This window comes from Rhizobium skierniewicense (assembly GCF_014196515.1).
GTDB lineage: Bacteria > Pseudomonadota > Alphaproteobacteria > Rhizobiales > Rhizobiaceae > Agrobacterium > Agrobacterium skierniewicense.
Genome location: NZ_JACIDV010000007.1, coordinates 52,902 through 78,255 on the forward strand (window position 1 = coordinate 52,902; position 25,354 = coordinate 78,255).

27 protein-coding genes are annotated in these 25,354 nt (G+C 59.1%); 22 read left to right on the forward strand and 5 right to left on the reverse strand.

The window, feature by feature from the left end:
• Positions 1-63: 63 nt before the first annotated feature.
• The 12 genes from queG to guaA all read left to right on the forward strand — a co-directional run bounded on the left by queG (position 64) and on the right by guaA (position 12,770).
• Positions 64-1,212, forward strand: a complete 1,149-nt coding sequence (gene queG, locus GGQ73_RS12505) for a tRNA epoxyqueuosine(34) reductase QueG (RefSeq protein ID WP_183896801.1) — start codon at positions 64-66, stop codon at positions 1,210-1,212.
• On the forward strand, positions 1,213-2,091 hold the full coding sequence (locus tag GGQ73_RS12510) for an SDR family oxidoreductase (RefSeq protein ID WP_234910958.1): 879 nt from the start codon (positions 1,213-1,215) through the stop codon (positions 2,089-2,091).
• A gap of 393 nt (positions 2,092-2,484) precedes the next feature.
• On the forward strand, positions 2,485-2,853 hold the full coding sequence (locus tag GGQ73_RS12515) for a septal ring lytic transglycosylase RlpA family protein (protein ID WP_174151911.1): 369 nt from the start codon (positions 2,485-2,487) through the stop codon (positions 2,851-2,853).
• Positions 2,854-2,954: 101 nt separating this feature from the next.
• On the forward strand, positions 2,955-4,244 hold the full coding sequence (locus tag GGQ73_RS12520) for an RsmB/NOP family class I SAM-dependent RNA methyltransferase (RefSeq protein WP_183896634.1): 1,290 nt from the start codon (positions 2,955-2,957) through the stop codon (positions 4,242-4,244).
• A gap of 155 nt (positions 4,245-4,399) precedes the next feature.
• Positions 4,400-5,677, forward strand: a complete 1,278-nt coding sequence (locus GGQ73_RS12525; protein WP_183896635.1) for an imelysin family protein — start codon at positions 4,400-4,402, stop codon at positions 5,675-5,677.
• A 54-nt stretch (positions 5,678-5,731) separates the two neighbouring features.
• Complete coding sequence (locus GGQ73_RS12530; protein WP_183896636.1) at positions 5,732-7,234, forward strand: di-heme oxidoreductase family protein; 1,503 nt, start codon at positions 5,732-5,734, stop codon at positions 7,232-7,234.
• Complete coding sequence (locus GGQ73_RS12535; RefSeq protein ID WP_183896637.1) at positions 7,234-8,355, forward strand: imelysin family protein; 1,122 nt, start codon at positions 7,234-7,236, stop codon at positions 8,353-8,355. The genes GGQ73_RS12530 and GGQ73_RS12535 overlap by 1 nt, the downstream gene beginning before the upstream one ends.
• A 3-nt stretch (positions 8,356-8,358) precedes the next feature.
• On the forward strand, positions 8,359-9,447 hold the full coding sequence (locus GGQ73_RS12540; protein WP_174151907.1) for a DUF1513 domain-containing protein: 1,089 nt from the start codon (positions 8,359-8,361) through the stop codon (positions 9,445-9,447).
• Positions 9,448-9,500: 53 nt separating this feature from the next.
• On the forward strand, positions 9,501-9,953 hold the full coding sequence (locus tag GGQ73_RS12545; protein WP_183896803.1) for a TspO/MBR family protein: 453 nt from the start codon (positions 9,501-9,503) through the stop codon (positions 9,951-9,953).
• A gap of 70 nt (positions 9,954-10,023) precedes the next feature.
• Positions 10,024-10,473: a PaaI family thioesterase gene (locus tag GGQ73_RS12550; protein ID WP_174151906.1), complete on the forward strand. Its 450-nt coding sequence runs from the start codon at positions 10,024-10,026 to the stop codon at positions 10,471-10,473.
• Positions 10,470-11,108: a 5'-methylthioadenosine/S-adenosylhomocysteine nucleosidase gene (locus tag GGQ73_RS12555; RefSeq protein ID WP_183896638.1), complete on the forward strand. Its 639-nt coding sequence runs from the start codon at positions 10,470-10,472 to the stop codon at positions 11,106-11,108. Before GGQ73_RS12550 ends, GGQ73_RS12555 begins: the two co-directional genes overlap by 4 nt.
• Before the next feature lie 84 nt (positions 11,109-11,192).
• A complete protein-coding gene (guaA, locus tag GGQ73_RS12560) occupies positions 11,193-12,770 on the forward strand; it encodes a glutamine-hydrolyzing GMP synthase (protein ID WP_183896639.1) in 1,578 nt (525 codons plus the stop codon).
• A gap of 113 nt (positions 12,771-12,883) precedes the next feature.
• Here guaA and GGQ73_RS12565 read toward each other — a convergent pair whose 3' ends face one another.
• Positions 12,884-13,051 (reverse strand): hypothetical protein, encoded by a 168-nt coding sequence (locus GGQ73_RS12565; protein ID WP_183896640.1) that lies wholly within the window; start codon positions 13,049-13,051, stop codon positions 12,884-12,886.
• 195 nt (positions 13,052-13,246) lie between these two features.
• Between GGQ73_RS12565 and GGQ73_RS12570 the strand changes: the two genes are divergently transcribed.
• The 3 genes from GGQ73_RS12570 to GGQ73_RS12580 all read left to right on the forward strand — a co-directional run bounded on the left by GGQ73_RS12570 (position 13,247) and on the right by GGQ73_RS12580 (position 15,391).
• Complete coding sequence (locus tag GGQ73_RS12570; RefSeq protein WP_174151902.1) at positions 13,247-13,594, forward strand: ArsC family reductase; 348 nt, start codon at positions 13,247-13,249, stop codon at positions 13,592-13,594.
• A gap of 9 nt (positions 13,595-13,603) precedes the next feature.
• Positions 13,604-14,080, forward strand: coding sequence for a Cys-tRNA(Pro) deacylase (ybaK, locus tag GGQ73_RS12575; RefSeq protein WP_183896641.1), 477 nt, complete (start codon positions 13,604-13,606; stop codon positions 14,078-14,080).
• A gap of 72 nt (positions 14,081-14,152) precedes the next feature.
• Positions 14,153-15,391: an aminopeptidase gene (locus GGQ73_RS12580; protein WP_183896642.1), complete on the forward strand. Its 1,239-nt coding sequence runs from the start codon at positions 14,153-14,155 to the stop codon at positions 15,389-15,391.
• A 6-nt stretch (positions 15,392-15,397) separates the two neighbouring features.
• Here GGQ73_RS12580 and GGQ73_RS12585 read toward each other — a convergent pair whose 3' ends face one another.
• On the reverse strand, positions 15,398-16,261 hold the full coding sequence (locus GGQ73_RS12585) for an EamA family transporter (RefSeq protein WP_183896643.1): 864 nt from the start codon (positions 16,259-16,261) through the stop codon (positions 15,398-15,400).
• Positions 16,262-16,342: 81 nt separating this feature from the next.
• Between GGQ73_RS12585 and GGQ73_RS12590 the strand changes: the two genes are divergently transcribed.
• Complete coding sequence (locus GGQ73_RS12590) at positions 16,343-16,843, forward strand: MarR family winged helix-turn-helix transcriptional regulator (protein WP_183896644.1); 501 nt, start codon at positions 16,343-16,345, stop codon at positions 16,841-16,843.
• A 15-nt stretch (positions 16,844-16,858) separates the two neighbouring features.
• Here the strand turns inward: GGQ73_RS12590 and xseA are convergent, their stop codons facing one another.
• Entirely contained in the window at positions 16,859-18,457 is a 1,599-nt protein-coding gene (gene xseA, locus GGQ73_RS12595; protein ID WP_183896804.1) for an exodeoxyribonuclease VII large subunit, read from the reverse strand.
• Between the two features lie 196 nt (positions 18,458-18,653).
• Between xseA and GGQ73_RS12600 the strand changes: the two genes are divergently transcribed.
• Positions 18,654-18,884: a hypothetical protein gene (locus tag GGQ73_RS12600; protein ID WP_183896645.1), complete on the forward strand. Its 231-nt coding sequence runs from the start codon at positions 18,654-18,656 to the stop codon at positions 18,882-18,884.
• 197 nt (positions 18,885-19,081) lie between these two features.
• Here GGQ73_RS12600 and GGQ73_RS12605 read toward each other — a convergent pair whose 3' ends face one another.
• Entirely contained in the window at positions 19,082-20,068 is a 987-nt protein-coding gene (locus GGQ73_RS12605; protein WP_174151895.1) for a Gfo/Idh/MocA family protein, read from the reverse strand.
• Positions 20,069-20,248: 180 nt separating this feature from the next.
• Between GGQ73_RS12605 and GGQ73_RS12610 the strand changes: the two genes are divergently transcribed.
• The 4 genes from GGQ73_RS12610 (at position 20,249) to GGQ73_RS12625 (ending at position 23,292) form a co-directional block, all read left to right on the forward strand.
• Positions 20,249-20,809: an isochorismatase family protein gene (locus GGQ73_RS12610; protein WP_183896646.1), complete on the forward strand. Its 561-nt coding sequence runs from the start codon at positions 20,249-20,251 to the stop codon at positions 20,807-20,809.
• A 2-nt stretch (positions 20,810-20,811) separates the two neighbouring features.
• The gene (locus tag GGQ73_RS12615; protein ID WP_183896805.1) at positions 20,812-21,801 is read left to right on the forward strand and encodes a GlxA family transcriptional regulator; all 990 of its coding nucleotides are present in this window, start codon (positions 20,812-20,814) and stop codon (positions 21,799-21,801) included.
• A 111-nt stretch (positions 21,802-21,912) separates the two neighbouring features.
• Complete coding sequence (locus GGQ73_RS12620; protein WP_183896647.1) at positions 21,913-22,848, forward strand: aldo/keto reductase; 936 nt, start codon at positions 21,913-21,915, stop codon at positions 22,846-22,848.
• The gene (locus GGQ73_RS12625) at positions 22,849-23,292 is read left to right on the forward strand and encodes a GNAT family N-acetyltransferase (protein WP_183896648.1); all 444 of its coding nucleotides are present in this window, start codon (positions 22,849-22,851) and stop codon (positions 23,290-23,292) included.
• A gap of 46 nt (positions 23,293-23,338) precedes the next feature.
• On the opposite strand, the gene GGQ73_RS12630 is transcribed toward GGQ73_RS12625, so the two are convergent.
• Positions 23,339-24,229, reverse strand: coding sequence for a LysR family transcriptional regulator (locus GGQ73_RS12630; RefSeq protein WP_183896649.1), 891 nt, complete (start codon positions 24,227-24,229; stop codon positions 23,339-23,341).
• A 114-nt stretch (positions 24,230-24,343) separates the two neighbouring features.
• On the opposite strand from GGQ73_RS12630, the gene GGQ73_RS12635 reads away from it, so the two are divergent.
• Positions 24,344-25,345, forward strand: coding sequence for an aldo/keto reductase (locus tag GGQ73_RS12635; protein ID WP_183896650.1), 1,002 nt, complete (start codon positions 24,344-24,346; stop codon positions 25,343-25,345).
• Positions 25,346-25,354: the final 9 nt, after the last annotated feature.

Below are 25,354 nucleotides of genomic sequence, written 5' to 3' on the forward strand. Positions count from 1 at the left end.
ATCGGCTTGCGGTATAATGATGCACGACGCGGTTTCATTGCGCCGCGCATCGGGAGAAAAGCAATCGACACGGCATTGCAGAAGCAACAGACGCGTGCTGCCAAGCTGACGGACTTCGTCCGCGCAGAGGCCGACGCGCTCGGCTTCGATCTCTGTCGCATCACCTCCGCCGACAGCATTCCGCTCGCGCCAGAACGGCTGCGGGAATTCATCGACAACGGCTTTCACGGCACCATGAACTGGATGGAAGAGACGCAGGAACGCCGTGCGCGCCCCAAGACGTTATGGAGCGAGGTGAAGTCCGTCGTTATGTTTGGCCTGAACTATGGCCCCGACGAAGACCCGCGCGGCATCCTGTCCAAGGCCGACAAGGCCGCAATCTCCGTTTACGCCCGCAACCGCGATTATCACGATGTCATCAAGGGACGGTTGAAAGAGATTGCCACGCGGTTTGCTGCGCGTGCGGGCGAAGATGTGAAGGTCTTCGTCGATACCGCGCCGGTGATGGAAAAGCCCCTGGCCGAGGCGGCCGGGCTGGGCTGGCAGGGCAAACACACCAATCTCGTCAGCCGCAGCCATGGGTCGTGGTTGTTTCTGGGCAGCATGTTTACCACGGCAGAGCTACAATTGGACGATGCCGAGAGGGACCACTGCGGCTCGTGCCGGGCCTGTCTCGACGCCTGCCCGACCAATGCCTTTCCCGCGCCCTACAAGCTGGATGCACGGCGCTGCATTTCCTATCTGACCATCGAGCACAAGGGGTCTATACCGCCGGAATTCAGGCCGATGATCGGCAACCGTATCTATGGTTGTGACGATTGCCTGGCCGCTTGCCCCTGGAACAAGTTTGCGGCGAACGCATCCGAGATGAAATTTCAGGCCCGCGACGACCTGAAGGAACCGGAAATCGCTTTTCTGCTGACGCTGGACGATGCCGCTTTTCGTGCTTTTTTCAGCGGATCCCCGGTCAAGAGGATTGGTCGTAACCGCTTCATTCGCAATGTCCTGATCGCTGCCGGAAACTCCGGTGACGCCAAGTTTATCGAACAATGTCAAATACTTGTACAGGATGTGTCGCCCGACGTGCGCGGTATGGCGGTGTGGGCGCTGTCAAGATTGATGGACAGGCACAGCTTCAATGCCTACGCTGGCACACGTGCATCCGAAGACGATTCGGGCGTGCTGGACGAATGGTTCTTGGCAGGAGTGTAAATGTCGCATCTGATGATTTTCGGGGCCGGTTATTCCGGCAAGGCCATCGCCAGAGCACTCCAGACCGATATGGACCGCATTTCCGGCACGACGCGCGGCGAAGACAAAATCTCGACATTGCAGTGTCAGGCCATCGCTCCCTTCATTTTTTCGGGCGAGGCGATCAGCGACGAATTGCGCGCTGAATTGCGCGGCGTTACGCACGTGGTGCAGTCGATCGCACCCAGCGCTTCCGGCGATCCACTGCTGCGGCTGTGCAAGGGCGACCTCAAAAGCCTCATGCCGGATTTGCAATGGGCTGCCTATCTCTCGACTGTGGGGGTCTATGGCAACCATGATGGCGCTTGGGTGGATGAAGACACGCCCTGCCGCCCCGTCTCCGTACGTTCCGTCGAGCGCGTGGAGGCCGAACAGGCCTGGGACGCGGCCTGTCAGCAGGCGGGCGTCAAGCTCTGCACCCTGAGGCTTTCGGGGATTTACGGTCCGGGTCGCAACGGCCTCATCAACCTTGAAAAGGGCACGGCGCGGCGACTGGTCAAGAAGGATCAGGTGTTCAACCGCATCCGTGTGGAGGATATTGGTGCTGCCACCGAATTTCTGATCGAACACAAGGCCCACGGCATCTTCAACGTGACGGATGACGAGCCTGCACCGCCGCAGGATGTTGTCGCCTTTGCTGCGGACCTGATGGATGTGGCCCCCCCGGAAGAGCAACCCTTTGAGACCGCAGAGTTGAGCGAGATGGCCCGTTCTTTCTATGGCGAGAACAAACGCGTCTCAAACCGCAAGCTGAAAGAGCTGGGCTTCGCCTTTGCCTATCCCAACTACCGCCAATCGCTGCGACAGATGTGGGATGAGGGCACCTGGCGAGATGAATAAACGTTCATATTCCGCCACCCTGAAAAATCCATCCAAAGCCCTTTTCAGGAATGTTTTAATCGCATTTTCGCCTTTTTAACCATTTGTTAAGGCGCAATCTGGCTAAAATTTTCATGTCTTGGAAAATTATTTCACAGTGAATTCGTGATCCGGTTCGCTTTACCCTATCTCTGCACGGATTTTTCGTTTGGCGTTGATTCCAAATGAATTTTTTCGAATACGTCGAAACCCATCGAAATTCACGGGGTAGACGCCCTTCACGAATGTTACAACGCGTAACACTTCGTGAACACCCATTGGCCATTTTTCGCCATCTTTCGCTCGCTCTACACTCACCTCAATTCAATACGCCTAAGTCCATCGGCGCGGGGCCGAGTATCAGGGAAGCACAGTTTGACGCATATACGACGCATGACTTTTGCGGCTGCAACTATAGCCGCATGTTCCATCATCGCTCCACTTTCAGCACAGGCCGGTACCGGCTGCGGAGGCGCATCCTGGTATGCACTGACCTCCAAGACAGCTTCGGGCGAGCGGATGAACCCTTCCAATCTGACGGCGGCTCATCGTTCGCTGCGCTTCGGCACCAAGGTCAAGGTGACCAATGCCCGCAACGGCAAGGCTGTCGTGGTTCGCATCAACGACCGTGGTCCGTTCATCAAGGGTCGCGTGCTCGATCTTTCCAAGGCAGCCGCCAAGAACATTGGCATGGTCAGCTCCGGCACGGCCAAGGTCTGCTACGAAATCATGGCCTCCAACTGAGCCTGTTGCTTCGAAGCGTTTTTTAGGGAATTCCGGGCGAAGACTTGCCCTCGACACCATTCGCGTCTACCAACCCGGACAGATTGTGAATGAGGTAGAATATGCGTTTGGGCGGGCGGTTGGCCGGGGCTATCGAAGTGTTGGCGGATATCGAGGCGCGTAGACGCCCGGTTGCCGACGCGCTGAAGGACTGGGGACTGGCGCATCGTTTTGCCGGTTCCGGCGACAGGGCCGCTATCGGGAACATCGTTTACGATGCCCTGCGCATGAAACTTTCCCACGCATGGCTGATGGATGACGGAAGCGCGACTGCGCTCGGCTATGCCGTCATGTTGCGCCAATGGGGCAAATCCGCCGAGCAGCTGACAGCCGAATTCGATGGCGACAAGTTCGCGCCGGAGCCTCTGCCAGATGCGGCTTTGTCGGCCTTCGCCTCGCGTGCGCTGTCTGACGCGCCTGCCCATGTTCAGGGTGACATTCCCGACTGGGTGCAGGCATCTTTCGAGGCGACCTTCGGTGAGGACTGGCTGCGGCAGGCAAAAGCGCTGAACGAGCGCCCGACGCTCGACCTTCGCGCCAATACGCTGAAGGCATCGCGTGCCAAGGTCATCAAGGCGCTGGAAGACGCGAAGGCCGAGACCACGCGCATCGCCCGTCAGGGTGTGCGGATTGCGGCGGGCGAAGGCCCTTCGCGTCTCCCCAATGTGACCGCCGAACTTTCCTTCCAGAAAGGCTGGTTCGAGGTTCAGGACGAGGGATCGCAGATCGTCGCAGATCTGGCCGGTGCGCAAGAGGGTGAACAGATCCTCGATTATTGCGCAGGCGGTGGCGGCAAGACGCTGGCCATGGCAGCGACCATGAACAACAAGGGGCAGGTTCACGCCTTCGACGCCGATCGCAAGCGTCTGGCACCGATCATCGAACGCTTGAAGCGCGCGGGAACCCGCAATGTGCAGGTTCACGACCGCGCCGAGGCCCTGGAACGCTATCAAAACAAATTCGACCGCGTTCTGGTCGATGCCCCCTGCACCGGCACCGGCACATGGCGTCGTCGCCCCGACACCAAATGGCGGCTGACGCAGCGTAATCTGGAAGAGCGGGTCGAGCAGCAGCGGCAGGCGCTGGATGAGGCCAAGATGTTCGTGCGCCCCGGTGGGGAGCTGGTCTATGTCACATGCTCTGTCCTTCCGGAAGAAAACGAGCGTCAGGTTCGTCATTTCTGTGCCGAGAACCCGGAGTTTTCCATCCGTTCCGCACTGGATCGCTGGACAGGCCTTTTTGGTGCCGATGCCGCCAAGCCGCATTCGGCGGATGGCGAGACCATAACGCTGACGCCTGGGACGACCGATACGGACGGCTTCTTTTTCTGTTCGATGAAGCGGAACGCCTGAGCGTTTTAAAGCCAACAGGACTGCCGGATTTGACAAGAGCCGAAATCCGGCAGCCTGCTTGGAAAGCTTCTAAACTAGAATATTTGACACAAGTTTGCGATTGGTTCAGAACTCGCCTTCACGGCCTCGTTACAAGGGGGCCGATAGGAGAGACCATGTTCCGCAAATCCATTTTTGGCGCAAGTCTTGCGCTTCTGGCCACATCCGTGACCCTCACTGCACTTCCCGCCAGCGCCGCGACCGACCCGGCAGCCGTGGTCAAACATTATGCGGAGCTGGGCTTTGCAAAATATCAGGACGCGCTGACGACGGCGCAGACACTCGACAAGGCCATCGACGCGCTGATCGCCACGCCGAGCGAAACCAATCTGAAGGCTGCGCGTGAAGCCTGGATCAAGGCCCGCATTCCCTATCAGCAGACGGAAGTCTACCGCTTCGGCAACTCGATCGTCGATGAGTGGGAAGGCAAGGTCAATGCCTGGCCGCTGGACGAAGGCCTGATCGATTACGTCGACAGCGCCTACGGCACCGAAAGCGACGAGAACGAGCTTTACACCGCCAACATCATCGCCAACAAAAAAATCAAGGTCGGCGGCGAAGAGGTCGATGCCTCCAAGATCACGCCGGATCTGATCCGCAGCCTTGCGGAAGCGGGCGAAGTGGAAGCCAACGTGACCACCGGTTACCATGCCATCGAGTTTCTGCTCTGGGGCCAGGACTTGAACGGCACGGGACCGGGTGCGGGCAACCGACCCTATACCGATTACGACACCAAGAATTGCACCGGAGGCAATTGCGACCGTCGCGCCGATTATCTGAAGGCGGCCTCGACGCTTCTGGTGGCCGACCTCAAGGAAATGACGGACAACTGGGCACCGGATGGCGAAGCGGCAAAAACCGTGGAAGCCGACCCGAAGAAGGGGCTGACGGCCATTCTGACCGGCATGGGCTCGCTGTCTTACGGCGAACTGGCAGGTGAACGCATGAAGCTTGGCCTTCTGCTGCACGACCCGGAAGAAGAACATGATTGCTTCTCCGACAACACCTACAACTCGCATCTGAACGACGCCATCGGCATCGCAGCCGCCTATAGCGGTGAGTACACGACCGTGGACGGCAAGACCCTGACCGGCCCATCGCTTTCGCAACTCGTTGCCGCCAGTGACAAGACGCTGGATGCCGAAATGAAGGCCAAGCTGACCAAGACGTTGGATGCCATGCACGCCATGGAAAAGCGCGGCCAGACGGTTGAGGCTTACGACCAGATGATTGCCGAGGGTAACAAGGACGGCAACGCGACCGTGCAGGCTGCGATCGACGGGCTTCTGGACCAGACCAAGACCATTGAACGCGTGATTGCAGCTCTCGATCTGGGCAAGATCCAGCTCGAAGGCTCCGACAGCCTTGATAGCCCGAACGCTGTCTTCAAGTAGGATAATGAGGCGGGCCGCGTTGATAACATGCGGCCCGCTTCTCCCTTTAGGTCGATGGGTGTGAAACGCTTGCGGTCGCTTCTTTTCCTCTGTCCGCTTCTGATCGTGGCCGCCACTGGCGAGTTGCTGACGGCGGCTGAAACAGGCAAGCAGCCTGTCCTTTCTGCGCAAGACGCAGTGCGTGTCCGAAACGTCACGCAACCAACAACAGACTTTTCCAAGGCAGAGCCGTCCGAGGCCATGTCTGCCGGTGCGGCGACAACAACTGAAATGCGCGATCCGTTTTCGCAGGCCTCCGCCAATATGACCTTCGAGCGTGGCCAGGATTTCAAGCTGGGCAATGCGCTGTTTCAGAAATTGTGGGTGTCTTCACCGTCTTCCACGCAGGCCTCCGACGGGCTGGGGCCGCTTTACAATGCGCGGTCGTGCCAGACCTGCCACATCAAGGATGGGCGCGGGCGTCCACCGGTGGAGAATGAAGACGCGGTTTCGATGTTTTTGCGCCTGGCGCGGCCCGCACGCACCCCGGACGAATTACGAGCGATCCGCGACCACGATGTGGTGAACTTTCCCGATGCGACCTATGGTGGGCAGCTACAGAACCTTGCCGTCCCGGGCCTTAAGGCGGAAGGCAAGCTTACCATCTCCTATGAGGAGCAGATGGTCACGCTTGGCGACGGAGAGACCGTATCGCTGCGAAAGCCCACATATACTATTAACGGGCTGACTTACGGACCGCTGGAGCCCGACACGACGCTCTCTCCCCGCATTGCCCAGCCGACGCTGGGTCTGGGCCTGATCGAGGCTATCACAGACGAAGATATTCTGGCCAATGCCAGGCCTGACGGCGGCAGACCGGCATGGGTGCGGGACCACCGGACAGGTGAATTGAAACTCGGTCGCTTCGGCTGGAAGGCGCAGAATGCCAGCGTGCGGGATCAGGCCGCCAATGCGCTGTCCCATGATATCGGCATCTCCTCGCCGGATACGCCGAATGCCTTTGGCGACTGCACGGACAAGGAGCCGGACTGTCTGGCCATGCCGACCGGTGTGCAGAAGCGACTGGGCGACGTGGAAGCGCCCTCGCCCGTGCTGGATCTGATGACCTTCTACACTGAGAATCTGGCCGTCCCCGCGCGACGCAATGTCGATGACCCCTCAGTTCTGCGGGGCAAGCAGCAGTTCTATGAGGCGGGATGTGCGTCCTGCCATAGGCCGAAATTCGTGACCAAGCGCGACGCCAACGATGCGCTGCATTCTTTTCAACTGATCTGGCCCTATTCCGATTTTCTATTGCACGACATGGGCGAGGGATTGGCGGATGGTCAGCAGGTGGGCGAAGCGGGCGGGCAGGAATGGCGCACCCAGCCGCTCTGGGGCATTGGCCTGACGCAAGCCGTCAATGGCAATGGTTTTTACCTGCATGACGGGCGCGCGCGCAGCCTGAGCGAAGCGATCTTGTGGCATGGCGGCGAGGCGCAAACAGCGCGCGATGATTTTGCTGCCTTGCAAAAGTCCGATCGGCAGGCTTTGCTCAAATTTCTGGAGTCCCTTTGATGGAAAATGCGATGCGAAAAATTCACGCCCTTCTGCCACTCGCGTTTCTATGCAGCTTCGGCCATGCAATTGCGCAGGATGTGGAACTGATGCCGCCGCCACCGCTGGACCCGGTGAAAGTCCGCAGCGTGATGGAAAAGGCCGTGGATGGCTTCATTCGCCCCGGCTATGACGGTTTTCGCGATAGCGCCGAGGCGCTGGAGGGGAAGATGCAGGCGCTGTGCGCCGCGCCTTCCGCAGACACGATGGCGGCGGCGAAAGCAGGCTTTGCGGATGCGGCCCACGCATGGGCGGGCATCGAGATCGTCCGCGTCGGCCCCGTCATCGAGCAGAACCGTTTCGAGCGGGTGCTGTATTATCCCGACAAGAAGGGTCTCGGCCTCAAGCAGGTGCAGCGGTATCTCTCGGAAAAAGACGAGAGCGTGACGACGCCGCAGGGGTTGCGGGCAAAAAGCGTTGCGGCGCAGGGTTTTGGTGCGCTGGAATATGTGCTTTACGGCACGGGTGCGGACGCCATTCTGACGGACAGGAACGGCTTCCGTTGCCGCTATGGCGCGGCCATTGCGGGCAATGTTGCCAATATCGGCAAGGAACTGTCCGAACTCTGGGACGCGCCCGATGGGATGGCGAAGAACTGGAAGGAACCCGGACCTGCCAATCCGGTGTTTCGTGACGAGCGAGAAGCGCTGGTGGCGCTGCTGGGCATTCTGGTCCATGGATCGGAAGCCATTCGCGACCAACGCATCGAAACCTTCTACAAGGGCCCGGACAATGCCAAATTTCCGCGCACCGCGATCTACTGGCGATCGGGCCTGACATGGAAGAGCATCGGCGACAACGTGTTCGCTGTTCAGACGCTGCTGCACAAGGCAGGCATGAACGAACTTCTGCCACCCGACCAGCGCTCGATCATGGGCTCTATCGACTTCATCGCCAAATCGATGGTCCGCGTGTCCGGCACTATCGAGCCCGATGTGGAAAAGGCGCTGGATGACGACAAGGAACGCGCCAAGGTCGATTATCTTCTGTTGAACGGCAAGGACCTTATCTACCGCATCAACGACCAGTATGGTGGGGCCGTCGGCCTCAGCTCCGGCTTTTCGTTCGCGGATGGAGATTGAAGGGTGGCGAGGGACAAACGACTGCTGATCGATCGCCGCACGTTCATCAAGGCGGCGGGATTGCCGTTTCTGGCAACGCTTGCGCCGCGCTCGCTCTATGCGCTGGAGCGAACAGATGCGGTCTTCGCCTCGGCTTTCCGCGACCGCGACGGTTCCTACGGCGTTGCGACGGTGAGCGAAGCGGGAGAGATCATCGATCGGCTGGTTCTGCCCTCCCGCGCCCATGGCATGGCGACCAGCCGTGCAACCGGCGTGACGGTGGCCTTTGCTCGCAGGCCCGGCACCTTCTTCATGGCATTCGACCCGGCCAAACGGCACGAACCCATCGTGATGCACACGCCCGAGAACCGGCATTTTTACGGCCACGGGCAGTTTTCACCGGATGGATCGATCCTCTATGCCAGCGAAAACGACTTTGACAGGAATCGTGGTGTGATCGGTCTCTACGATGCCCGTGATGGCTTCAGGCGCATCGGTGAATATGATGCGCGCGGCATCGGCACCCATGACATGACTGTCAGCGATGACGGGCGGATGATCATCATCGCCAATGGCGGCATTGAGACACACCCCGATTTTGGTCGCACCAAACTCAACATCGATGCGATGGAGCCTTCGCTGGTGCTGCTCGATGCGGCGACGGGGCGGCTGATCCAGCGGCATGGGCTTGCGAAAGACCTGCGCCAGCTTTCAACCCGCCATGTCGATCTGGGACGTGACGGGCGCATCTGGTTTGCCTGTCAGTATGAGGGGCCGCGCAACGATTTGCCGCCGCTGGTGGGGTATTTTTCCAAGGGTGATGATCTCCATTTCATCGACCTGCCGGAAGAAACCACCGCGCGACTGGCCAATTATGTCGGGGCCATCGCCATCAATCGAAACGACGGCATCGTCGGCCTGACATCGCCCAATGGCAATGCGACGGTGATGCTGGATGAGAAAAACGGAAGGGTTGTCGGCGAGACGGCGCTTCGCGAGGCCGCAGGTGTGGCAGCTGCGACAAAAGGCATCGTCACCTCGTCCTATGACGGGCAATTCGGGACCAAAACCAGTGCTGTGGCGTGGGACCAGCACATTGTGAGACTTGCCTGATAAATTGCTAAAATAACACCGGAACAGAAGGCACGTCTATGCATTTCATGTCTATGAAAAAAGCGCTGGTCTATTTCCTTTTCGTTCTGGCAGTCGTGACCACCGGCGCGTTGATCGGCATGAACAACGTGCCGGGCGAATGGTACCAGTCGCTCAACAAGCCCTTTTTCAATCCACCCAACTGGATTTTCGGGCCTGTCTGGACGGCACTTTACGTGATGATCGCGATTGCTGGAGCACGCACGTGGCTGCAAAGCCGCATGGGCGGGCGCATGCAGCTGTGGGGCAGCCAGATGCTGCTGAACTTCATGTGGTCACCGATCTTCTTCACGATGCAGAGCCCCGCCGGCGCGCTGATCCTGATCGTGCCGATGCTGATCTGCGTCGTCGCGTTCATCCTCATGACCGCCACGCGCGACCGCATCTCCATGTGGCTTTTCGTGCCCTACGCGGTGTGGGTTGCGTTCGCCACACTGCTCAATGCCAGCATCGTTTATCTGAATTAGCACCCAGCCTCCCCTTGCCATGCCGCGATCAACGCGCCATGTTTTTTCAAAGAACAGGAAAGGCAGGGGAATGAATTTCACCGATCCCGGCGATTTTCGCCAGAGGATAGAAAAAAGCTTCGCACGTCAGGGCGTCGTTCAGGCGATCAACGCCGAGATTTCACGCATCGAGCACCGGCTGGTGGAAATCGAGCTGCCGTTTCATGCCAAACTCACGCAGCAGCACGGCATTTTGCATGCGGGTGTCATTGCAGCCGCGCTGGACACCGCCTGCACCTACGCCGCCTATACGATCATCGCGCCGGAGACTTCGCTCCTGACCATCGAGTTCAAGGTCAATCTTATGTCGCCGGGGCGCGGCGAGCGGTTTCTGTTTCGCGGAGAGATCACCAAGCCGGGTAGCAACATCATCGTCGCAGACGGTCGCGCCTATGCGCTGTCCGATGGACCCGCCAAGTTGATTGCCTCCATGACCGGCACGATGATGGTGATGAAGGGCCGCGAAGGCTTCGACGAATGACGGATGACACTGTCGATGTGGCGGGCAAACGTCTGCTGTTCGTGATGGCTGCCGATGCCGAATATGGCCCGCACCTGAAAGCGCGTTTCACACCGCTGATGACGGGCGTTGGCCCGGTGGAAGCCGCTGTTTCGGTGGCGACCGCGCTTGCCGAACTGCGGATGCGGGACAGTCTGCCCGATCTCGTTGTGTCGTTGGGTTCTGCCGGATCGCGCACGCTGGAGCAGGCGCAGGTCTATCAGGCCACCTCCGTATCCTATCGTGACATGGATGCGTCCGCCTTCGGGTTCGAGAAAGGCTGCACGCCGTTTGTCGATCTTCCTGCCGAAATCGCTTTGCCTTTGCGCATTCCAGAGGTGGCGCAAGCGCGGCTTTCCACCGGCGCCAATGTCGTCTCGGGTGCGGACTATGACGGGGTAGATGCTGATATGGTGGAGATGGAGACGTTTGCCGTTTTACGGGCCTGCCAGCGCTTCGACATTCCACTGATCGGTCTGCGCGGTATCTCCGATGGCAAGGCGGATGTCAGCCATATCGATGACTGGACGGAATATCTGGACGTGATCGACGCGAAGCTGGCGCAAGCGGTCGACAGGCTGTGTCGCGCCGTGGAAGATGGCGAGATCGCGCTCTAAAGGTCTTGCTAAATCGCTTATTTTCTGGCTTTTCAGGCCATGTCACGGGTTGCCTAAAGCCCCGGATTTCTTTAAAGGCTCGCCATGACCCAGATAGCCCATCCCGACAGCATCCTCATCATCGATTTCGGCAGCCAGGTGACGCAGCTTATTGCGCGCCGTGTTCGCGAGGCCGGAGTCTATTGCGAAATCCATCCATTTCAGAACGCCGCAGATGCGTTCGAGAAGCTGGCACCCAAGGGCGTGATCTTCTCCGGTGGTCCCGCTTCCGTGACGGCAGAGGGGAGCCCGCGCGCACCGCAGGCTGTGTTCGATTCCGGCATCCCGATCCTGGGCATTTGCTACGGCCAGCAGACGCTCTGCACCCAGCTGGGTGGCACAGTCGAAGGCGGGCACGCGGCGGAATTCGGCCGTGCCGATATCGAGATCAAGAAGGCAAGCCCGCTGTTTGACGGTTTCTGGGAACTGGGCGGACGCTACCCGGTCTGGATGAGCCATGGCGACCGGGTGACGCAATTGCCGCATGGTTTCGAAGTGGCCGCGACATCCGAAAACGCGCCGTTTGCGATCGCCGTCGATGAAGAGCGCCGCTATTACACCACCATGTTCCACCCGGAGGTCATGCATACGCCTGACGGTGCAAAGCTGCTGTCAAACTTCGTGCACAAGATCGTCGGTCTGAAATCAGACTGGACCATGGCAGCCTACCGCGCCGAGATGATCCGCAAGATCCGCGAGCAGGTCGGTACCGAGCGGGTGATCTGCGGCCTGTCGGGCGGCGTCGATTCCTCCGTTGCCGCGGTGCTGATCCACGAAGCCATCGGCGACCAGCTGACCTGCATTTATGTCGATCACGGCATGATGCGTCTGGCCGAAAGCGATCAGGTCGTGACCATGTTCCGCGACCACTATAATATTCCTCTGGTGCATGTGGATGCGTCAGACGTGTTCCTGACGGAACTGGCCGGTGTCTCCGACCCGGAAGTCAAGCGCAAGACCATAGGTCGTCTGTTCATCGAGACCTTCGAGGCCGAAGCCGCCAAGATCGCGTCCGACGGCAAGGGCGCGCCCGCATTTCTGGCGCAGGGTACCCTCTACCCTGACGTCATCGAAAGCGTGTCCTTCTCCGGCGGTCCATCCGTCACCATCAAGAGCCACCACAATGTCGGCGGTCTTCCAGAGCGCATGAATATGAAGCTGGTGGAGCCGCTGCGCGAACTGTTCAAGGACGAGGTGCGCGTGCTTGGCCGCGAGCTTGGTCTGCCCGAAAGCTTCATCGGCCGCCACCCCTTCCCCGGCCCCGGCCTCGCCATCCGGTGCCCCGGTGTCGTGACGCGCGAAAAGCTGGATATTCTGCGCAAGGCCGATGCCGTCTATCTCGATGAAATCCGTAAGGCTGGTCTCTACGACACCATCTGGCAGGCCTTTGCCGTGCTGCTGCCGGTGCAGACTGTCGGCGTTATGGGCGATTACCGCACCTACGACTTCGTCTGCGCCCTGCGCGCCGTAACCTCGGTGGACGGCATGACGGCAGATTTCTACCCTTACGACATGAACTTCCTGGGACGCGCGGCAACCCGCATCATCAACGAAGTCAAAGGCATCAACCGCGTCGTGTATGACGTGACCAGCAAGCCGCCTGGCACGATCGAGTGGGAATAAAGTCAGCAGTTCTGCAATGAAAAAGCCGGTCGATGAAAACACATCGACCGGCTTTTTATTGATCTAATATTTATCAGGCGAAACGCTGCCGCTCAGCCAACAAGAATTCAGGCTTAGAGCTGAACCTTGTCGAAGGCCGTGCGGTCGATGCCGAGTGCGTCGAGGTCAGCGCCTGCTGGCTTGCGGTGGGAGCGAACAGCAGCGGAAACGGCCAGAGCTGCGCCGAAAACGGCAAAAGTTTCGCCAAAGAATTTACGGGATGTCTTGGTCACGTTACGCATGTGGTTATCTCCTTCGTGTTGCCCAGAATATGAGCATGCGAAGGCTTTTGCACAACTCATGATATAGCAGGCAAGCCATGCAGCGCAGCTCGAACTCATTTGGATGTCAGACCGTGCAAATTTGCATGGCTCGATGCGATTTGAAAGCGTTCGAGATTTTGCTATGTCTGGCGCAGGCATGAAAAGGTTGATGATATGACGGTTACGATTTACGGCATCAAGAACTGCGACACGATGAAGAAGGCGCGCACCTGGCTGGAAGCGAGGGGCATCGACCATGTGTTTCATGACTACAAGAATGCCGGGATTGATGACGCCCACCTCAACGCGTGGTGCGACGCAACGGGTTGGGAAACGGTGCTGAACCGCGCAGGCACAACGTTCAAGAAGCTGGATGAGGCCGACAAGGCCAATCTGAACCGCGAAAAGGCCATCACCTTGATGCAGGCGCAGCCTTCCATGATCAAGCGGCCGGTTCTGGAGGCAAAGGGCAAGATCACGGTTGGCTTCAAGCCTGATGCCTATGCCGCGCTTTTCGGTTAGGCGAGATCCATGTCGAAGACGACACGCGCGACTCAGGTGCTGACCAAAGCCGGTATCTCCTTCACGACCATCACCTATGACTATGATCCAAATGCGGAGCGCATCGGTCTTCAGGCGGCAGAAGCCATCGGTGCCGAACCGCATCTGGTGCTGAAAACCCTGATGGCCGAGGTCGATGGCAAGGCGGTCTGCGTTGTCGTACCCTCCGATCATGAGGTCAGCATGAAGAAGCTGGCTGCGGCTTTTGGCGGCAAATCTGCCCATATGATGAAGCCAGCCGATGCCGAACGCGCCACCGGATATCATGTCGGCGGCATCAGCCCTTTCGGCCAGAAAAAGCAGGTGCCGACGGCCATAGAACACCAATCGATGCACCATGATCTCGTCTATATGAATGGCGGCCAGCGGGGATTGCAGGTCCGGCTTTCACCTGCCGATGCACAGGCCGTTCTCAGGGCCATCGCCGCGCCGCTCATGACCGAATAGCAGAAAGCCGGTTGGCTTTCGCGGTGAATGGGCTATGTTTCGCGCCTCTCAATACAGACGTGAAGGCGTATCATGACAGTCTCCCCCATCGATCCCGTCAAACTGGAAAAGCTGGCTGAAGTTGCGATCAAGGTCGGGCTGCAATTGCAGAAGGACCAGGATCTGGTCATCACGGCACCGCTGGCTGCGCTGCCGTTGGTGCGGTTCTTGACCAAGCACGCCTATATGGCTGGCGGCGGTCTGGTGACGGCTTTCTATTCCGACGAGGAAACGACACTGGCGCGTTACAACCATGCCAGTGACGCCAATTTCGACCGGGCCTCCGGCTGGCTTTATGAAGGCATGGCGAAAGCCTATGCAAACGGAGCTGCCCGATTGGCCATCTCCGGCGACAACCCGATGCTGCTGGCCGATGCTGACCCAGCCAAGGTGGCACGCGCCAACAAGGCGAACTCCACAGCCTACAAGCCAGCCCTCGAGAAGATTTCCAACTTCGATATCAACTGGAACATCATCTCCTACCCCAATCCATCCTGGGCCAAACAGGTGTTTCCGGGTATTCCCGAAGACGAGGCTGTGAAGAAGCTGGCCGATGCGATTTTTGCGGCGTCACGCGTCGATCTGGCCGATCCGGTTGCCGCTTGGGCTGAGCACAATGCCAACCTTGCAAAGCGCTCCAAGTGGCTGAATGGCGAGCGGTTCTCCGCCCTGCATTTCACCGGACCCGGCACCGATGTGACCATCGGTCTGGCAGACAGCCATGAATGGCACGGTGGTGCCTCTGTCGCCAAGAATGGCGTCACCTGCAATCCCAACATTCCGACCGAAGAAGTCTTCACCACGCCGCATGCGCTGCGGGTGGATGGCTACGTGTCCTCGACCAAGCCGCTGTCGCATCAGGGCACATTGATCGACGATATCCAGGTCAAGTTCGAGGCAGGTCGCATCGTGGAGGCCAGAGCGTCCAAGGGCGAATCCGTCCTGAACAAGGTTCTGGATACGGACGAGGGCGCAAGACGTCTGGGGGAAGTGGCCCTGGTGCCGCACTCCTCCCCCATCTCCGCCAGCGGCATATTGTTCTACAACACGCTGTTCGATGAAAATGCGTCCTGCCACATCGCGCTGGGTCAATGCTATTCCAAGTGCTTCCTGGATGGTGCGTCACTCACGCAGGATCAGATCAAGGCGCAGGGGGGCAACTCCAGCCTCATTCACATCGACTGGATGATCGGCTCGGACCAGGTGGATATCGATGGCGTCAGAGACGATGGCACCGCGGTACCCGTGATGCGCAAGGGCGAGTGGGCCTGACGAGGTCTAGCGTGGCGCCATAGTTTTCTGACTGATCCACACGCTGGACAGCACCATGACAAAACCGGCGATCTGGACTGGCGCGAGGCTTTGACCGAGCGCCAGCCAGCCTAAAAGCGTCGCTGCCACGGGGCTTAAGAAGCCGAGTGATGCCGCCACCGATGGCTCGATGCGCGAAAGCCCGCGAAACCACAGGAGATAGGTAAAGGCCGCGCCGATCAAGCCGAGATATGCCAGACCGAGAATGTTTGCCGCGCTGAGTGCGGGCAAAGCGGGCTCGAGATACCAGGCGACCGGCACGAGCAAGAGGCCGCCCGCCGTGAGCTGCCACGCGGTAAATGTCAGGCTGGAGACCGGCGGCTGCCATTTGCGCGTCAGGACCGTACCGAACGCCATGGAGACAGCACCGGCAAGAGCGGCTGCAATCCCAACGGGGTCTAACGCCGCATGGGGTGTCACCACCAAGAATGCCACGCCTGCCATGCCGATGATACCGGCGGCGATCGCCAAGGCGCGAATGGGACGCGCCAGAAACACTCGCGATAGCGCGATGACGATCAGAGGCTGTACTGCGCCTACAGTGGCCGCCACTCCGCCGGGCAGACGGTAGGCAGCGACGAACAACATGGCCCAGAAGACAGCGAAGTTCAGCCCACCCAGAAGAAACGCCCGGCCCCACCAGATGCCGAACGGTAACCTGCGAACAAACAGCAGCAACAGCAGTCCTGCAGGCAGGGCACGCAGCATGGCGACGTGCATAGGGTAGCCATGCGGCAAAAACTGGGTCGTGACGAAGTAGGTACTCCCCCAAATGGCGGGGGCGATTGCCGTCAAGGCGACGTCAGAGATGTTATGCGCATATTTCTTCATTTCAAGAATCTCTATATCAAGATAAATCCAGTGTACGCATCTTTATCTTGACGTCAAGAGACTTGCTGATATCTTTCGTTCATGAGTCAAAAAACCGAAGCTGATCACGTCGACGCCATTCTGGCCCAATGGGGACGGGAAAGGCCTGATCTCGATGTCGCACCCATGGGCATTATGGGCCGTCTGCACCGTCTGGCCACCCATCTCAGCCGCGAGGTTGAGACCGTTCTGCTGCAACACGGATTGTCCTCTTCAGCTTTCGATGTGATGGCAACGCTACGCCGGGCAGGAAAGCCGTACAGACTCTCGCCCGGCGACTTGCTTGAAATGACCATGGTCAGCTCAGGCACCATGACCAACCGCATCGACCAGTTGGAAAAAGCAGGACTGGTGGAGCGGATCAACAATCCGGATGACCGGCGGAGTGTGCTGATTGCCTTGACGGAAAAAGGGTTTGCGACGGTGGACGCGGCGGTGACGGCGCATGTCGCAAACCAGCACCGGCTGCTTGCCGCCATCAGCGAAAAAGACAAAGCCGAGTTCAACCGCCTGCTGAAAACGTTTCTCGCCGGCCTTGAGTGAGGCGGCGGCGACCGGCTAAAACAGGCTGCCCTGACCAGCCGGACCCGATATCGGCGCCTTTGTGGTTTTTTTCTTCGGCACAGATGCAATGCCGCCTTCTGTGGCCACGTCTTCACCTGTGGCAACCGCCGAAACGCGACCGTCGGCAAATTCCATCGACACCATCGTACCTGACGTGACAGCGGCCGCACGGGTCAGCGGATTGTTATCCTCATCGCGAATGACCGCGTAGCCGCGCTTCAGTACATTCTTGTAGGACAGCGATTGCAGGATACGGTCATGGGCGGCAAGGCCCGAGCGGTTTTGCGCCATGCGGTGCAAAACGGCGGTATCGGTGCGGCGGGCGGCGCTGGCCACCCTTTCCTTTTGGCGCTCCAGCTGACCAAGAAGCCGGGCCGGCAGAGCACGCAGCGAAGAGTCCGAGGACGACACGCGCGATTGCGCCTGCAAGAGGCGGCGCTCCACCAGACTTTCGGCGCGCTGCATGCGCTCTTGAATACGCTGGCGTTGTTGTTTGAGGCCGTGGGCCAGCACATCCGGGCGGAGGCCCGATGCGGTGCGCTCAAAACTTCGGCGCTTGTTGAGCGTATTGAGTTCCAGCCCACGACCCAGACCACTGGCGGCTTCATCGAAACGACGACGTGGCAGGGCAAGCAACTGATCGATGGAAGGGAGTGCCCGAACCAGGGCCCGCACGCCCTGGCGGCGATTGTCCATCTGCCGGGACATGGAACCGGACAGCCGCGCAGACAGGCCCGCAAGCTGCGCTTCCAGATCAGCCCGAACAGGTACGGCTATTTCGGCTGCACCCGTGGGCGTCGGCGCACGCACATCGGCGGCGTGGTCGATGAGTGTCGTATCGGTTTCGTGGCCGACGGCAGAGATCAACGGGATCTGGCTTTCTGCGGCAGCCCGCACGACGATCTCGTCATTGAAGCTCCAGAGATCCTCCAGGCTACCGCCGCCGCGCGCCACGATGAGCACGTCTGGACGCGGAATGGGACCACCAATCTCCAGCGCGTTGAAGCCTCTGATGGCATTGGCAACCTCTTCGCCCGACCCTTCGCCCTGCACTTTCACCGGCCAGACCAGCACATGCACGGGGAAGCGATCGGAGATGCGGTGCAGAATATCACGGATGACGGCGCCTGTCGGCGATGTGACGACACCGATGACACGGGGCATATAGGGCAGCCGGCGCTTGCGCGTCTGATCGAACAGACCTTCGGCGGCCAGCTTGCGACGACGCTCTTCCAGAAGCGCCATGAGCGCGCCGGCACCGGCAGGCTCCAGGCTTTCGATGACGATCTGGTATTTGGATGAGCCGGGGAAGGTCGTGATCTTGCCGGTGGCGATAACCTCCATGCCCTCTTCCGGCCGGAACTTCAGCTTGGAAAAGCTGCCCTTCCAGATGACGGCATCAATGCGGGCACGGTCATCCTTTAGCGAGAAATAGGCATGGCCTGACGTGTGCTGGCCACGATAGCCGGAAATCTCCCCACGCACGCGGACCTGATCGAAAGCGGTCTCAACCGTGCGCTTGATCGAGCCCGATAGCTCCGAAACGGAAAACTCGGCAAGATTGGTGAGGGGCTGGCTGAAAATGTCGCTCATGCCCTTTACTACCGCCATGTCCGGCGATTCGCAAACCGGCTTGATGACGCGGATTTGACAATTTTCTGCCGATTAAATTTCACAAAATTGCAACAATCTGCTATTTTGGAAGTTGAACGTGCATATACGGAGGAGAATACGGGTCTTTGAGGATGACGGTGCCTTTCCTCAGGCCCTCTGGAGGAGGAGCGGCATCATGGTATTTGTTCTTGGACTTTCGCTCGGCGTTGCGGCGCTTGCCCTTCGCTCCTTGACCGCTATTGCGGCCACCGGCATCTTGATCCTGGTCGCCTTCACTGTGGCAGCCCTGGTTTCTGCATCCAGCGTCCAATTCTTAGCGCTTCTGGTTGCTCTGGCAGGTTATAATGTCGGAATTGCAACCGGCTTCGGCGCCGCGCTTGCGATGCGAGGACTGCGCGCCGTTTGAACGCGGTGTACATTCGGGGTGCAATTGCGCGTCGTTTCGGTGATCCGAGACGGAACGCGTCGCTTGAAGCTCCCACTCGTTGAGTTGCCCTGCAGTTGAACGCAGTGTGAGCGGGCGTGTGCCCCTACCTATTGCCACAATCCCGGCTTATCTCAGCTACACTTTGTGCTCAGACCTCCGACGCGGAATGAACCGGATCAGACCGTCTCCCACCCGTCCTTTTCAGCTGCGCGATAGATCGCATCGATGAAGCGCTGGCTGTTCCTTGAACTTTCCAACGAAACGACCTCGGCTTTGCCGCCGCCCGCAGCCGTCGCGAAGGCCTCAATCTCACGACGGTACTGGCGGCTATCCTGAAAGCGGAAAACCTGCGAGTGGCCGTGGCTCTGATTGGTGAGCTCCACCTCTTCAGCACCCCAGCGGTTGGCGTTGAAGGGTGACTTCACTTCGATATAGCCTTCGGTGCCGTGCAGCACCATGAGCTGGCGGCCGGCAAGCTGGGTGGAAATGTAGAAACTGAGTTCGAAATCGCCAAAATCCGCTTTGACGCTGGCATAGAAATCCGTGCCGAATTCCGGGTCGCGCTCGACCACGGCCTGGACGCGTTTTGGCTCCTTGCCCGTCGCAAAGCGGGTGGTGATGGTCGGGTAGACGCCGATATCGGGAAGCGCGCCACCGCCAAGTTCCGGGATGTTGCGCATGTTGCCGGGATCGCGGTTGAAATAGGTAAAGGAGCCCTGCACGTGTTTCAGCGTGCCGATGGTACCGGCCGTCAACAATTCGCGCACCTTCAGCCATACCGGTGCATAGGTCACCATATAGGCTTCCGAAATCAGCACCCGGTTCCGGTCTCGCGCGGCGATCAGGCTGTCGATCTCGTCTGCCTTCAGCGCAATCGGCTTTTCGCACAGCACATGCTTGCCCGCGTCGGCGGCCTTGATGGACCACTCCACATGCTGTGCCGTGGGCAGCGGAATATAGACGGCGTCGATGACGTCGGACGCCAGCATCTCCTCATAGGACCCGAAGGCATGCGGCACGGAGAAGCGGTCTGCCAGTTGCCGGGCCTTGGTCAGGTCACGGCTGGCAATGGCTGTCACGACAGCGTTTTCCGCATCCTGAATAGCCGGGATAACAAGCTCACGACCGATTTTCGCCGTCGACAATATTCCAAAACGCAACATGCATGCCTCCACTGTGATGGGGGTACCTTAGCATGCGAATGCAGACACGCAACCGTTGACACCCAAGGGTACAACACGTACCCCTATGGCTGAAAATGTCCTTTATTCGGCGCTACGTGTACTTTTACCCTATTGGATAATGGGAAAGACTGTAACAATCAGAAATTGGAGTTACAGAAAATGTCCCATCCACAAACAGCACTGCTGGTCATTGATGTGCAGGAATCTTTCCGTCATGCCCCCTACTTTGATGAAAACGGGCTGGCTGGCTATCTCGCAGCTCAGCAAAAGCTGATCGATGGCGCAGAAGCGGCGGGCATGCCCATCGTGCAGATTTTTCATGTCGATGGCGACCGGGCCTTTGCCGAGGAGAGCGGCTTTGTCCGGGCGCTGGAGGGGCTTCGCATCCAGCCGACCGTGACCTTTCGCAAGAACCGCCATTCGGCTTTCATCGGTACGGGCCTCGATATCTGGTTGACCCAAAACGGCATCAACCGCCTGATTGTTTCCGGCATTCGCACTGAACAGTGCTGTGAAACCACCACACGCCAAGGTTCTGATCTCGGCTATACGGTCGATTTCGTGACCGAGGCCACATTGACGTTCCCGATGACGCATGCGTCCGGCAAGGTCTTTTCAGCGGCGGATATCGCCATGCGTACCGAACTGGTCCTTTCCGGGCGTTTCGCGCGGATCGTAACCGTGGACGAAGCCTTGCAGCCACGACAAGAAGCGGCATGACAATGAGTGGCGGCCGCGCCCAGACCATCCTCATTCCAGTCTTCGTGGTCTTGCCGCCGCAAACGTTGCTGCTGGATGTTGCCGGCCCTGTGGAGGTTCTGCGGTATGCCAACCAGGAGCAGGATGCTGTCCGGTTTGATTGCCGATATGTCGCGGCAAGCGACACGCAGACGACGACCATCGGTCTTGCGCTGGCCGGGCTGGAGGCCTTGCCGGAGGAACTGCCCCCTCATGCCCTGGTGCTGATTTCCGGTGGCTCTCTGCTGGAAACGAAACAAGGTGGCGCGGGGCAGGAACGGCGTGTTCTCGCAGATTGGCTACGCCAGGTTGTGCGAAACGACACAACGATCGTCTCCATCTGCTCCGGCGCGTTGATTGCCGCAGAAGCCGGTGTCTTCGATGGTCATCAATGCACCACCCATGCAGACTGCATCACCGAACTGAGACGGCTGGCACCGTTGGCGCATGTTCTGGACAATCGGCTGTTCGTCGAGGATGGCAGGCGCTTTTCGAGTGCTGGGATTTCCACCGGCATCGATCTTCTGCTGCACATCGTCTCGTCCCTCACAAGCCCCGTGATCGCCTCGCGCATTGCCCAGATCATGGTCATCTATATCAGGCGCACGGCGCATGATCCACAGATCTCGCCTTGGCTTTCAGGTCGCAACCACATTCACCCATCCGTCCACAAGGCCCAGGACGCCATCGTCGCGGATCCCGCCGCCGACTGGTCCCTGGCCAGAATAGCCAAAGCGGCGGGCCTGAGCGAACGACACCTGTCGCGGCTGTTTCGCGACCATACCGGGGTCAGCGTGGTCGATTACATCAACCTGATGCGGGTGAACCTTGCCCGCGATATTCTTGCGCATTCGAGGCTCGACATGGAGGCTGTGGCCGAGCGCTCCGGCTTTGCTTCCGCCCGCCATCTGCGCCGCGTCTGGCAGCAACATCATGAACAGCCACCCAGTTTTTACCGAACCCTTTCATCCTGAGCGTCGTTTCCATCACGCAAGCCACGGCCAGCCATCAAGGAAATTCAATGGTTCAGCATCCAGCCGCTTGCTACTGTCGCGAAACATCAGAAAAAACAGGGAGTATCATCCATGGAGAAACGCGCACTGGGCCGGACCGGCCTTTCCCTCGCTCCGATCGTCTTTGGCGGAAACGTCTTCGGCTGGACGGCAGATGAGAAGACATCTTTCCAGTTGCTGGATGCGTTTTTCGATGCAGGCTTCAACACCATCGACACGGCGGATGTCTATTCCGCATGGGTCGTTGGCCATCAGGGCGGCGAGTCCGAGACCATCATCGGCAAATGGCTGAAGCGCGGGGGCGTTGCGCGCGACAAGGCCATCATCGTTTCCAAGGTTGGATATGACAAGGGTCTCAAAGCCGAGCGGATTGCCGAGGCCGTCGATGCGTCGCTACGCCGTCTGCAAACGGATTACATCGACCTTTACCTGGCGCACAAGCCGGACGCCGAAACGCCGATCGAGGAAACACTCGGCGCCTTCACCAAGCTGAAGGAACAAGGCAAGGTGCGCGCCATCGGCTGCTCCAACTACGACGCGCCGGACCTGCAAGCGGCACTCGATGTATCCGCCAAGACCGGGCTGGCGCGCTTCGATGTCGTACAGCCGGAATACAATCTCTACACCCGCGAGAGATTTGAAGGACCGCTTGCCGAACTCACCCAGAAGGAAGACATCGGCGTCATCAACTATTACAGCCTCGCCGCAGGATTTCTGACTGGCAAGTACCGCAGCAAGGCGGATACGGAAGGTGTCGCGCGCTCCTACCGCGTCGGAGATTATGTCAACACGCGCGGTCTCACCATTCTCGGTGCCATGGATACGATCGCTGCCGAAACCGGGGCAAAGCTTGCCGACATCGCGCTTGCCTGGCTGCTGCGCAAGAAGACGGTCACGGCACCGATCGCCAGCGCCACCAGTCTTTCGCAGCTCGAAAGCTTCACGCGCGCCGTCAATCTGAAACTGACGGACGAGATGGTCGCGATTCTCGACAAGGCTGGCGCATAAATGAGCCTGACAATTCATGACGCCCGCCCGGATCACCGGGCGGATTGGCTAAAGCTGTGGAACGACTATCTGGCGTTTTATAGCGTCGATCTGGCTGAGGGTGTGACTGCCCACACATGGGACAGGATCATCGATCCGACCTCTCGCGTTTCCGCCCGCCTTGCTGTTCTGGATGGACAGGTGGTTGGCTTTGCCATCCACCATTTCCACGACTCCACCTGGGTCAAGACGCCCGATTGTTATCTCGAAGACCTTTTTATTGACGAGACCATTCGTGGCAAGGGAATTGGCCGTGCATTGATCGATGATCTGATTTCCATCTGCGAGGACAAGGGGTGGTCGCGCCTGTATTGGCACACCAACCAGGACAATGCGCGCGCCCGCAAGCTTTATGACAGCTATATGGAGAGTGACGGCCACATCCGGTACCGCATCAAGTTCTGACATGGCTTAGCAGTGCTGGTGCCTGTGGTAACACTCATCAGCACTGCTACCCCTTGAACCGAAAGAAATCGACGAACGCCCTGAGCGCTGGCCGCATCTGCTGGCGCGAGGGGTAATAGATGTAAAACCCGTCAAACGGCGCACACCAGTCTTCCAGTACCCTGATTAATCTGCCGTGCTGCACATCATCCTCAACGCGCTGCTCGAACACGAAGGCGAGACCTGCCCCGTCGATGGTCGCTGCCCGGATAAGGCTCTGGTCGGTAAGGATCAGCGGTCCCGGCACATCCACGACAAGCGATTTGCCGTCTTTTTCCAACTCCCAGCGATAGATCAGCCCGCTGGAAAACCTGCGGCGAATGCAGCGATGCTGCATCAGGTCACGGGGATGCTGCGGGATGGGATGATGCGCGAAATAGGCTGGCGAACCGACGATGGCACCCCGCCACGAGCCACTGGCACGCACCGCAATCATGTCGGCTTCCAGATTCTCACCCAGCCGCAAACCCGCATCGAACCCCTTGGCGACGATATCCTCGAACCGGTCATCGGTGGAAATTTCGAGTGAGATATCCGGGTACAGACGCAGAAATTCACCAAGTCTCGGCACGATCAAATCTTCTGCGGCCAGACGCGGCATGGTGATGCGTAGCGGCCCGGCGGGACGTCCACCCTGTTCGGCCAGTGCGCCGATCACCGCATCGATATCGGCAAGGGCGGGGGCCAGCGTTTCAAGAAGACGCCTGCCCTCTTCCGTGGGAGAAACGCTGCGTGTGGTGCGGTGAAGCAGGCGCATACCAAGGCTCGTCTCCAGCGCGGACACAGCGTGGCTGACGGCAGACGGTGCAATGCCGAGCTCTGCTGCTGCCTTTCGGAAGCTGCGGCCCTCTGCGACGGCGGCCAGAACGGCCAGTTGTGAAAGTTGCATTCGGTTCATTGTTCTAAATGATAGAACAACCCGCGCGAATTTGTCGTGATTATTTTTGCCGCCTTGCCGCGCTATGGTACCAACATGCCCGCTAACGGGCAGTTCCTTATGGAAGGCAGACAGATGCAAAACAGAATTCTCGGAGACAATCTTTCCGTTTCGGCGCTGGGCCTCGGCTGCATGGGCATGAGCCACGCCTATAGCCCGGCGGCAGACGAAAGCGGATCCATCGCCACACTTCACCGCGCCGTGGACCTCGGCGTGACCTTCTTCGACACGGCGGAAGTTTACGGCCCTTACACCAACGAAGTGCTCGTCGGAAAAGGTCTGAAACCGTTCCGCGACAAGGTTACCATTGCCACCAAATTCGGTTTCAGGATCGATGCCAGCAAACCATCGGGGCAGATGATGGTGGGCACCGACAGCCGCCCGGAGAACGTTCACGCTGCTGCCGAAGCCTCGCTCAAGCGTCTGGGTGTTGAGGTCATCGACCTGTTCTACCAGCACCGCGTCGATCCGAATGTACCGATCGAGGAGACAGTGGGTGCGATGGCGGAACTTGTGGAGGCAGGCAAGATCCGTCATCTGGGCCTGTCGGAAGCCAATGCGGCAACCCTCCGCAAGGCGCACGCCACCCATCCCATCACCGCACTTCAGAGCGAGTATTCGCTATGGACGCGCGATGTCGAACAAAATGGCGTGCTCGATACCTGCCGCGAACTCGGCATCGGCTTCGTACCGTTCAGCCCGCTGGGTCGCGGCGTCCTGACCGGCGCGCTGAAAAACCTCGACGGCCTGTCAGACACAGATTTCCGCCGTTCCCTGCCCCGTTTTCAGGCCGAAAACTTCGATGCCAATCTGGCGCTCATCACACTGCTGGAGGAGATGGCGGTAGAAAAAGGCGTCGAGGCCGGTCAACTGGCACTCGCCTGGGTGATGGCGCAAGGCGATTTCATCGTGCCCATTCCCGGCACCACCAAAATCGCAAACCTGGAGAAGAACGTGGCTGCTGCTAATGTTTCTTTGAGCGCGGAGGAAGCCCAAAGGCTTGGCGATCTTCTCTCGCCGACCAAGGTCGCCGGTGGGCGATATCCCGAGCAAATGGCGGCGATGGCCAACCGTTAAACAACAAAG

Bases quoted from the DNA above. Each gene is read 5' to 3' on its own strand.
- GGQ73_RS12620 (WP_183896647.1), top strand. From the start codon at position 21,913: ATGGAGAAACGCGCACTGGGCCGGACCGGCCTTTCCCTCGCTCCGATC.
- GGQ73_RS12605 (WP_174151895.1), bottom strand. From the start codon at position 20,068: ATGTTGCGTTTTGGAATATTGTCGACGGCGAAAATCGGTCGTGAGCTT.
- GGQ73_RS12630 (WP_183896649.1), bottom strand. From the start codon at position 24,229: ATGAACCGAATGCAACTTTCACAACTGGCCGTTCTGGCCGCCGTCGCA.
- GGQ73_RS12585 (WP_183896643.1), bottom strand. From the start codon at position 16,261: ATGAAGAAATATGCGCATAACATCTCTGACGTCGCCTTGACGGCAATC.
- GGQ73_RS12565 (WP_183896640.1), bottom strand. From the start codon at position 13,051: ATGCGTAACGTGACCAAGACATCCCGTAAATTCTTTGGCGAAACTTTT.
- GGQ73_RS12520 (WP_183896634.1), top strand. From the start codon at position 2,955: ATGCGTTTGGGCGGGCGGTTGGCCGGGGCTATCGAAGTGTTGGCGGAT.
- GGQ73_RS12550 (WP_174151906.1), top strand. From the start codon at position 10,024: ATGAATTTCACCGATCCCGGCGATTTTCGCCAGAGGATAGAAAAAAGC.
- GGQ73_RS12535 (WP_183896637.1), top strand. From the start codon at position 7,234: ATGGAAAATGCGATGCGAAAAATTCACGCCCTTCTGCCACTCGCGTTT.
- GGQ73_RS12615 (WP_183896805.1), top strand. From the start codon at position 20,812: ATGAGTGGCGGCCGCGCCCAGACCATCCTCATTCCAGTCTTCGTGGTC.
- GGQ73_RS12610 (WP_183896646.1), top strand. From the start codon at position 20,249: ATGTCCCATCCACAAACAGCACTGCTGGTCATTGATGTGCAGGAATCT.
- GGQ73_RS12635 (WP_183896650.1), top strand. From the start codon at position 24,344: ATGCAAAACAGAATTCTCGGAGACAATCTTTCCGTTTCGGCGCTGGGC.
- GGQ73_RS12580 (WP_183896642.1), top strand. From the start codon at position 14,153: ATGACAGTCTCCCCCATCGATCCCGTCAAACTGGAAAAGCTGGCTGAA.
- GGQ73_RS12590 (WP_183896644.1), top strand. From the start codon at position 16,343: ATGAGTCAAAAAACCGAAGCTGATCACGTCGACGCCATTCTGGCCCAA.
- ybaK (WP_183896641.1), top strand. From the start codon at position 13,604: ATGTCGAAGACGACACGCGCGACTCAGGTGCTGACCAAAGCCGGTATC.
- guaA (WP_183896639.1), top strand. From the start codon at position 11,193: ATGACCCAGATAGCCCATCCCGACAGCATCCTCATCATCGATTTCGGC.
- GGQ73_RS12545 (WP_183896803.1), top strand. From the start codon at position 9,501: ATGAAAAAAGCGCTGGTCTATTTCCTTTTCGTTCTGGCAGTCGTGACC.
- GGQ73_RS12530 (WP_183896636.1), top strand. From the start codon at position 5,732: ATGGGTGTGAAACGCTTGCGGTCGCTTCTTTTCCTCTGTCCGCTTCTG.
- GGQ73_RS12555 (WP_183896638.1), top strand. From the start codon at position 10,470: ATGACGGATGACACTGTCGATGTGGCGGGCAAACGTCTGCTGTTCGTG.
- GGQ73_RS12525 (WP_183896635.1), top strand. From the start codon at position 4,400: ATGTTCCGCAAATCCATTTTTGGCGCAAGTCTTGCGCTTCTGGCCACA.
- GGQ73_RS12570 (WP_174151902.1), top strand. From the start codon at position 13,247: ATGACGGTTACGATTTACGGCATCAAGAACTGCGACACGATGAAGAAG.
- GGQ73_RS12510 (WP_234910958.1), top strand. From the start codon at position 1,213: ATGTCGCATCTGATGATTTTCGGGGCCGGTTATTCCGGCAAGGCCATC.
- GGQ73_RS12600 (WP_183896645.1), top strand. From the start codon at position 18,654: ATGGTATTTGTTCTTGGACTTTCGCTCGGCGTTGCGGCGCTTGCCCTT.
- GGQ73_RS12625 (WP_183896648.1), top strand. From the start codon at position 22,849: ATGAGCCTGACAATTCATGACGCCCGCCCGGATCACCGGGCGGATTGG.
- xseA (WP_183896804.1), bottom strand. From the start codon at position 18,457: ATGAGCGACATTTTCAGCCAGCCCCTCACCAATCTTGCCGAGTTTTCC.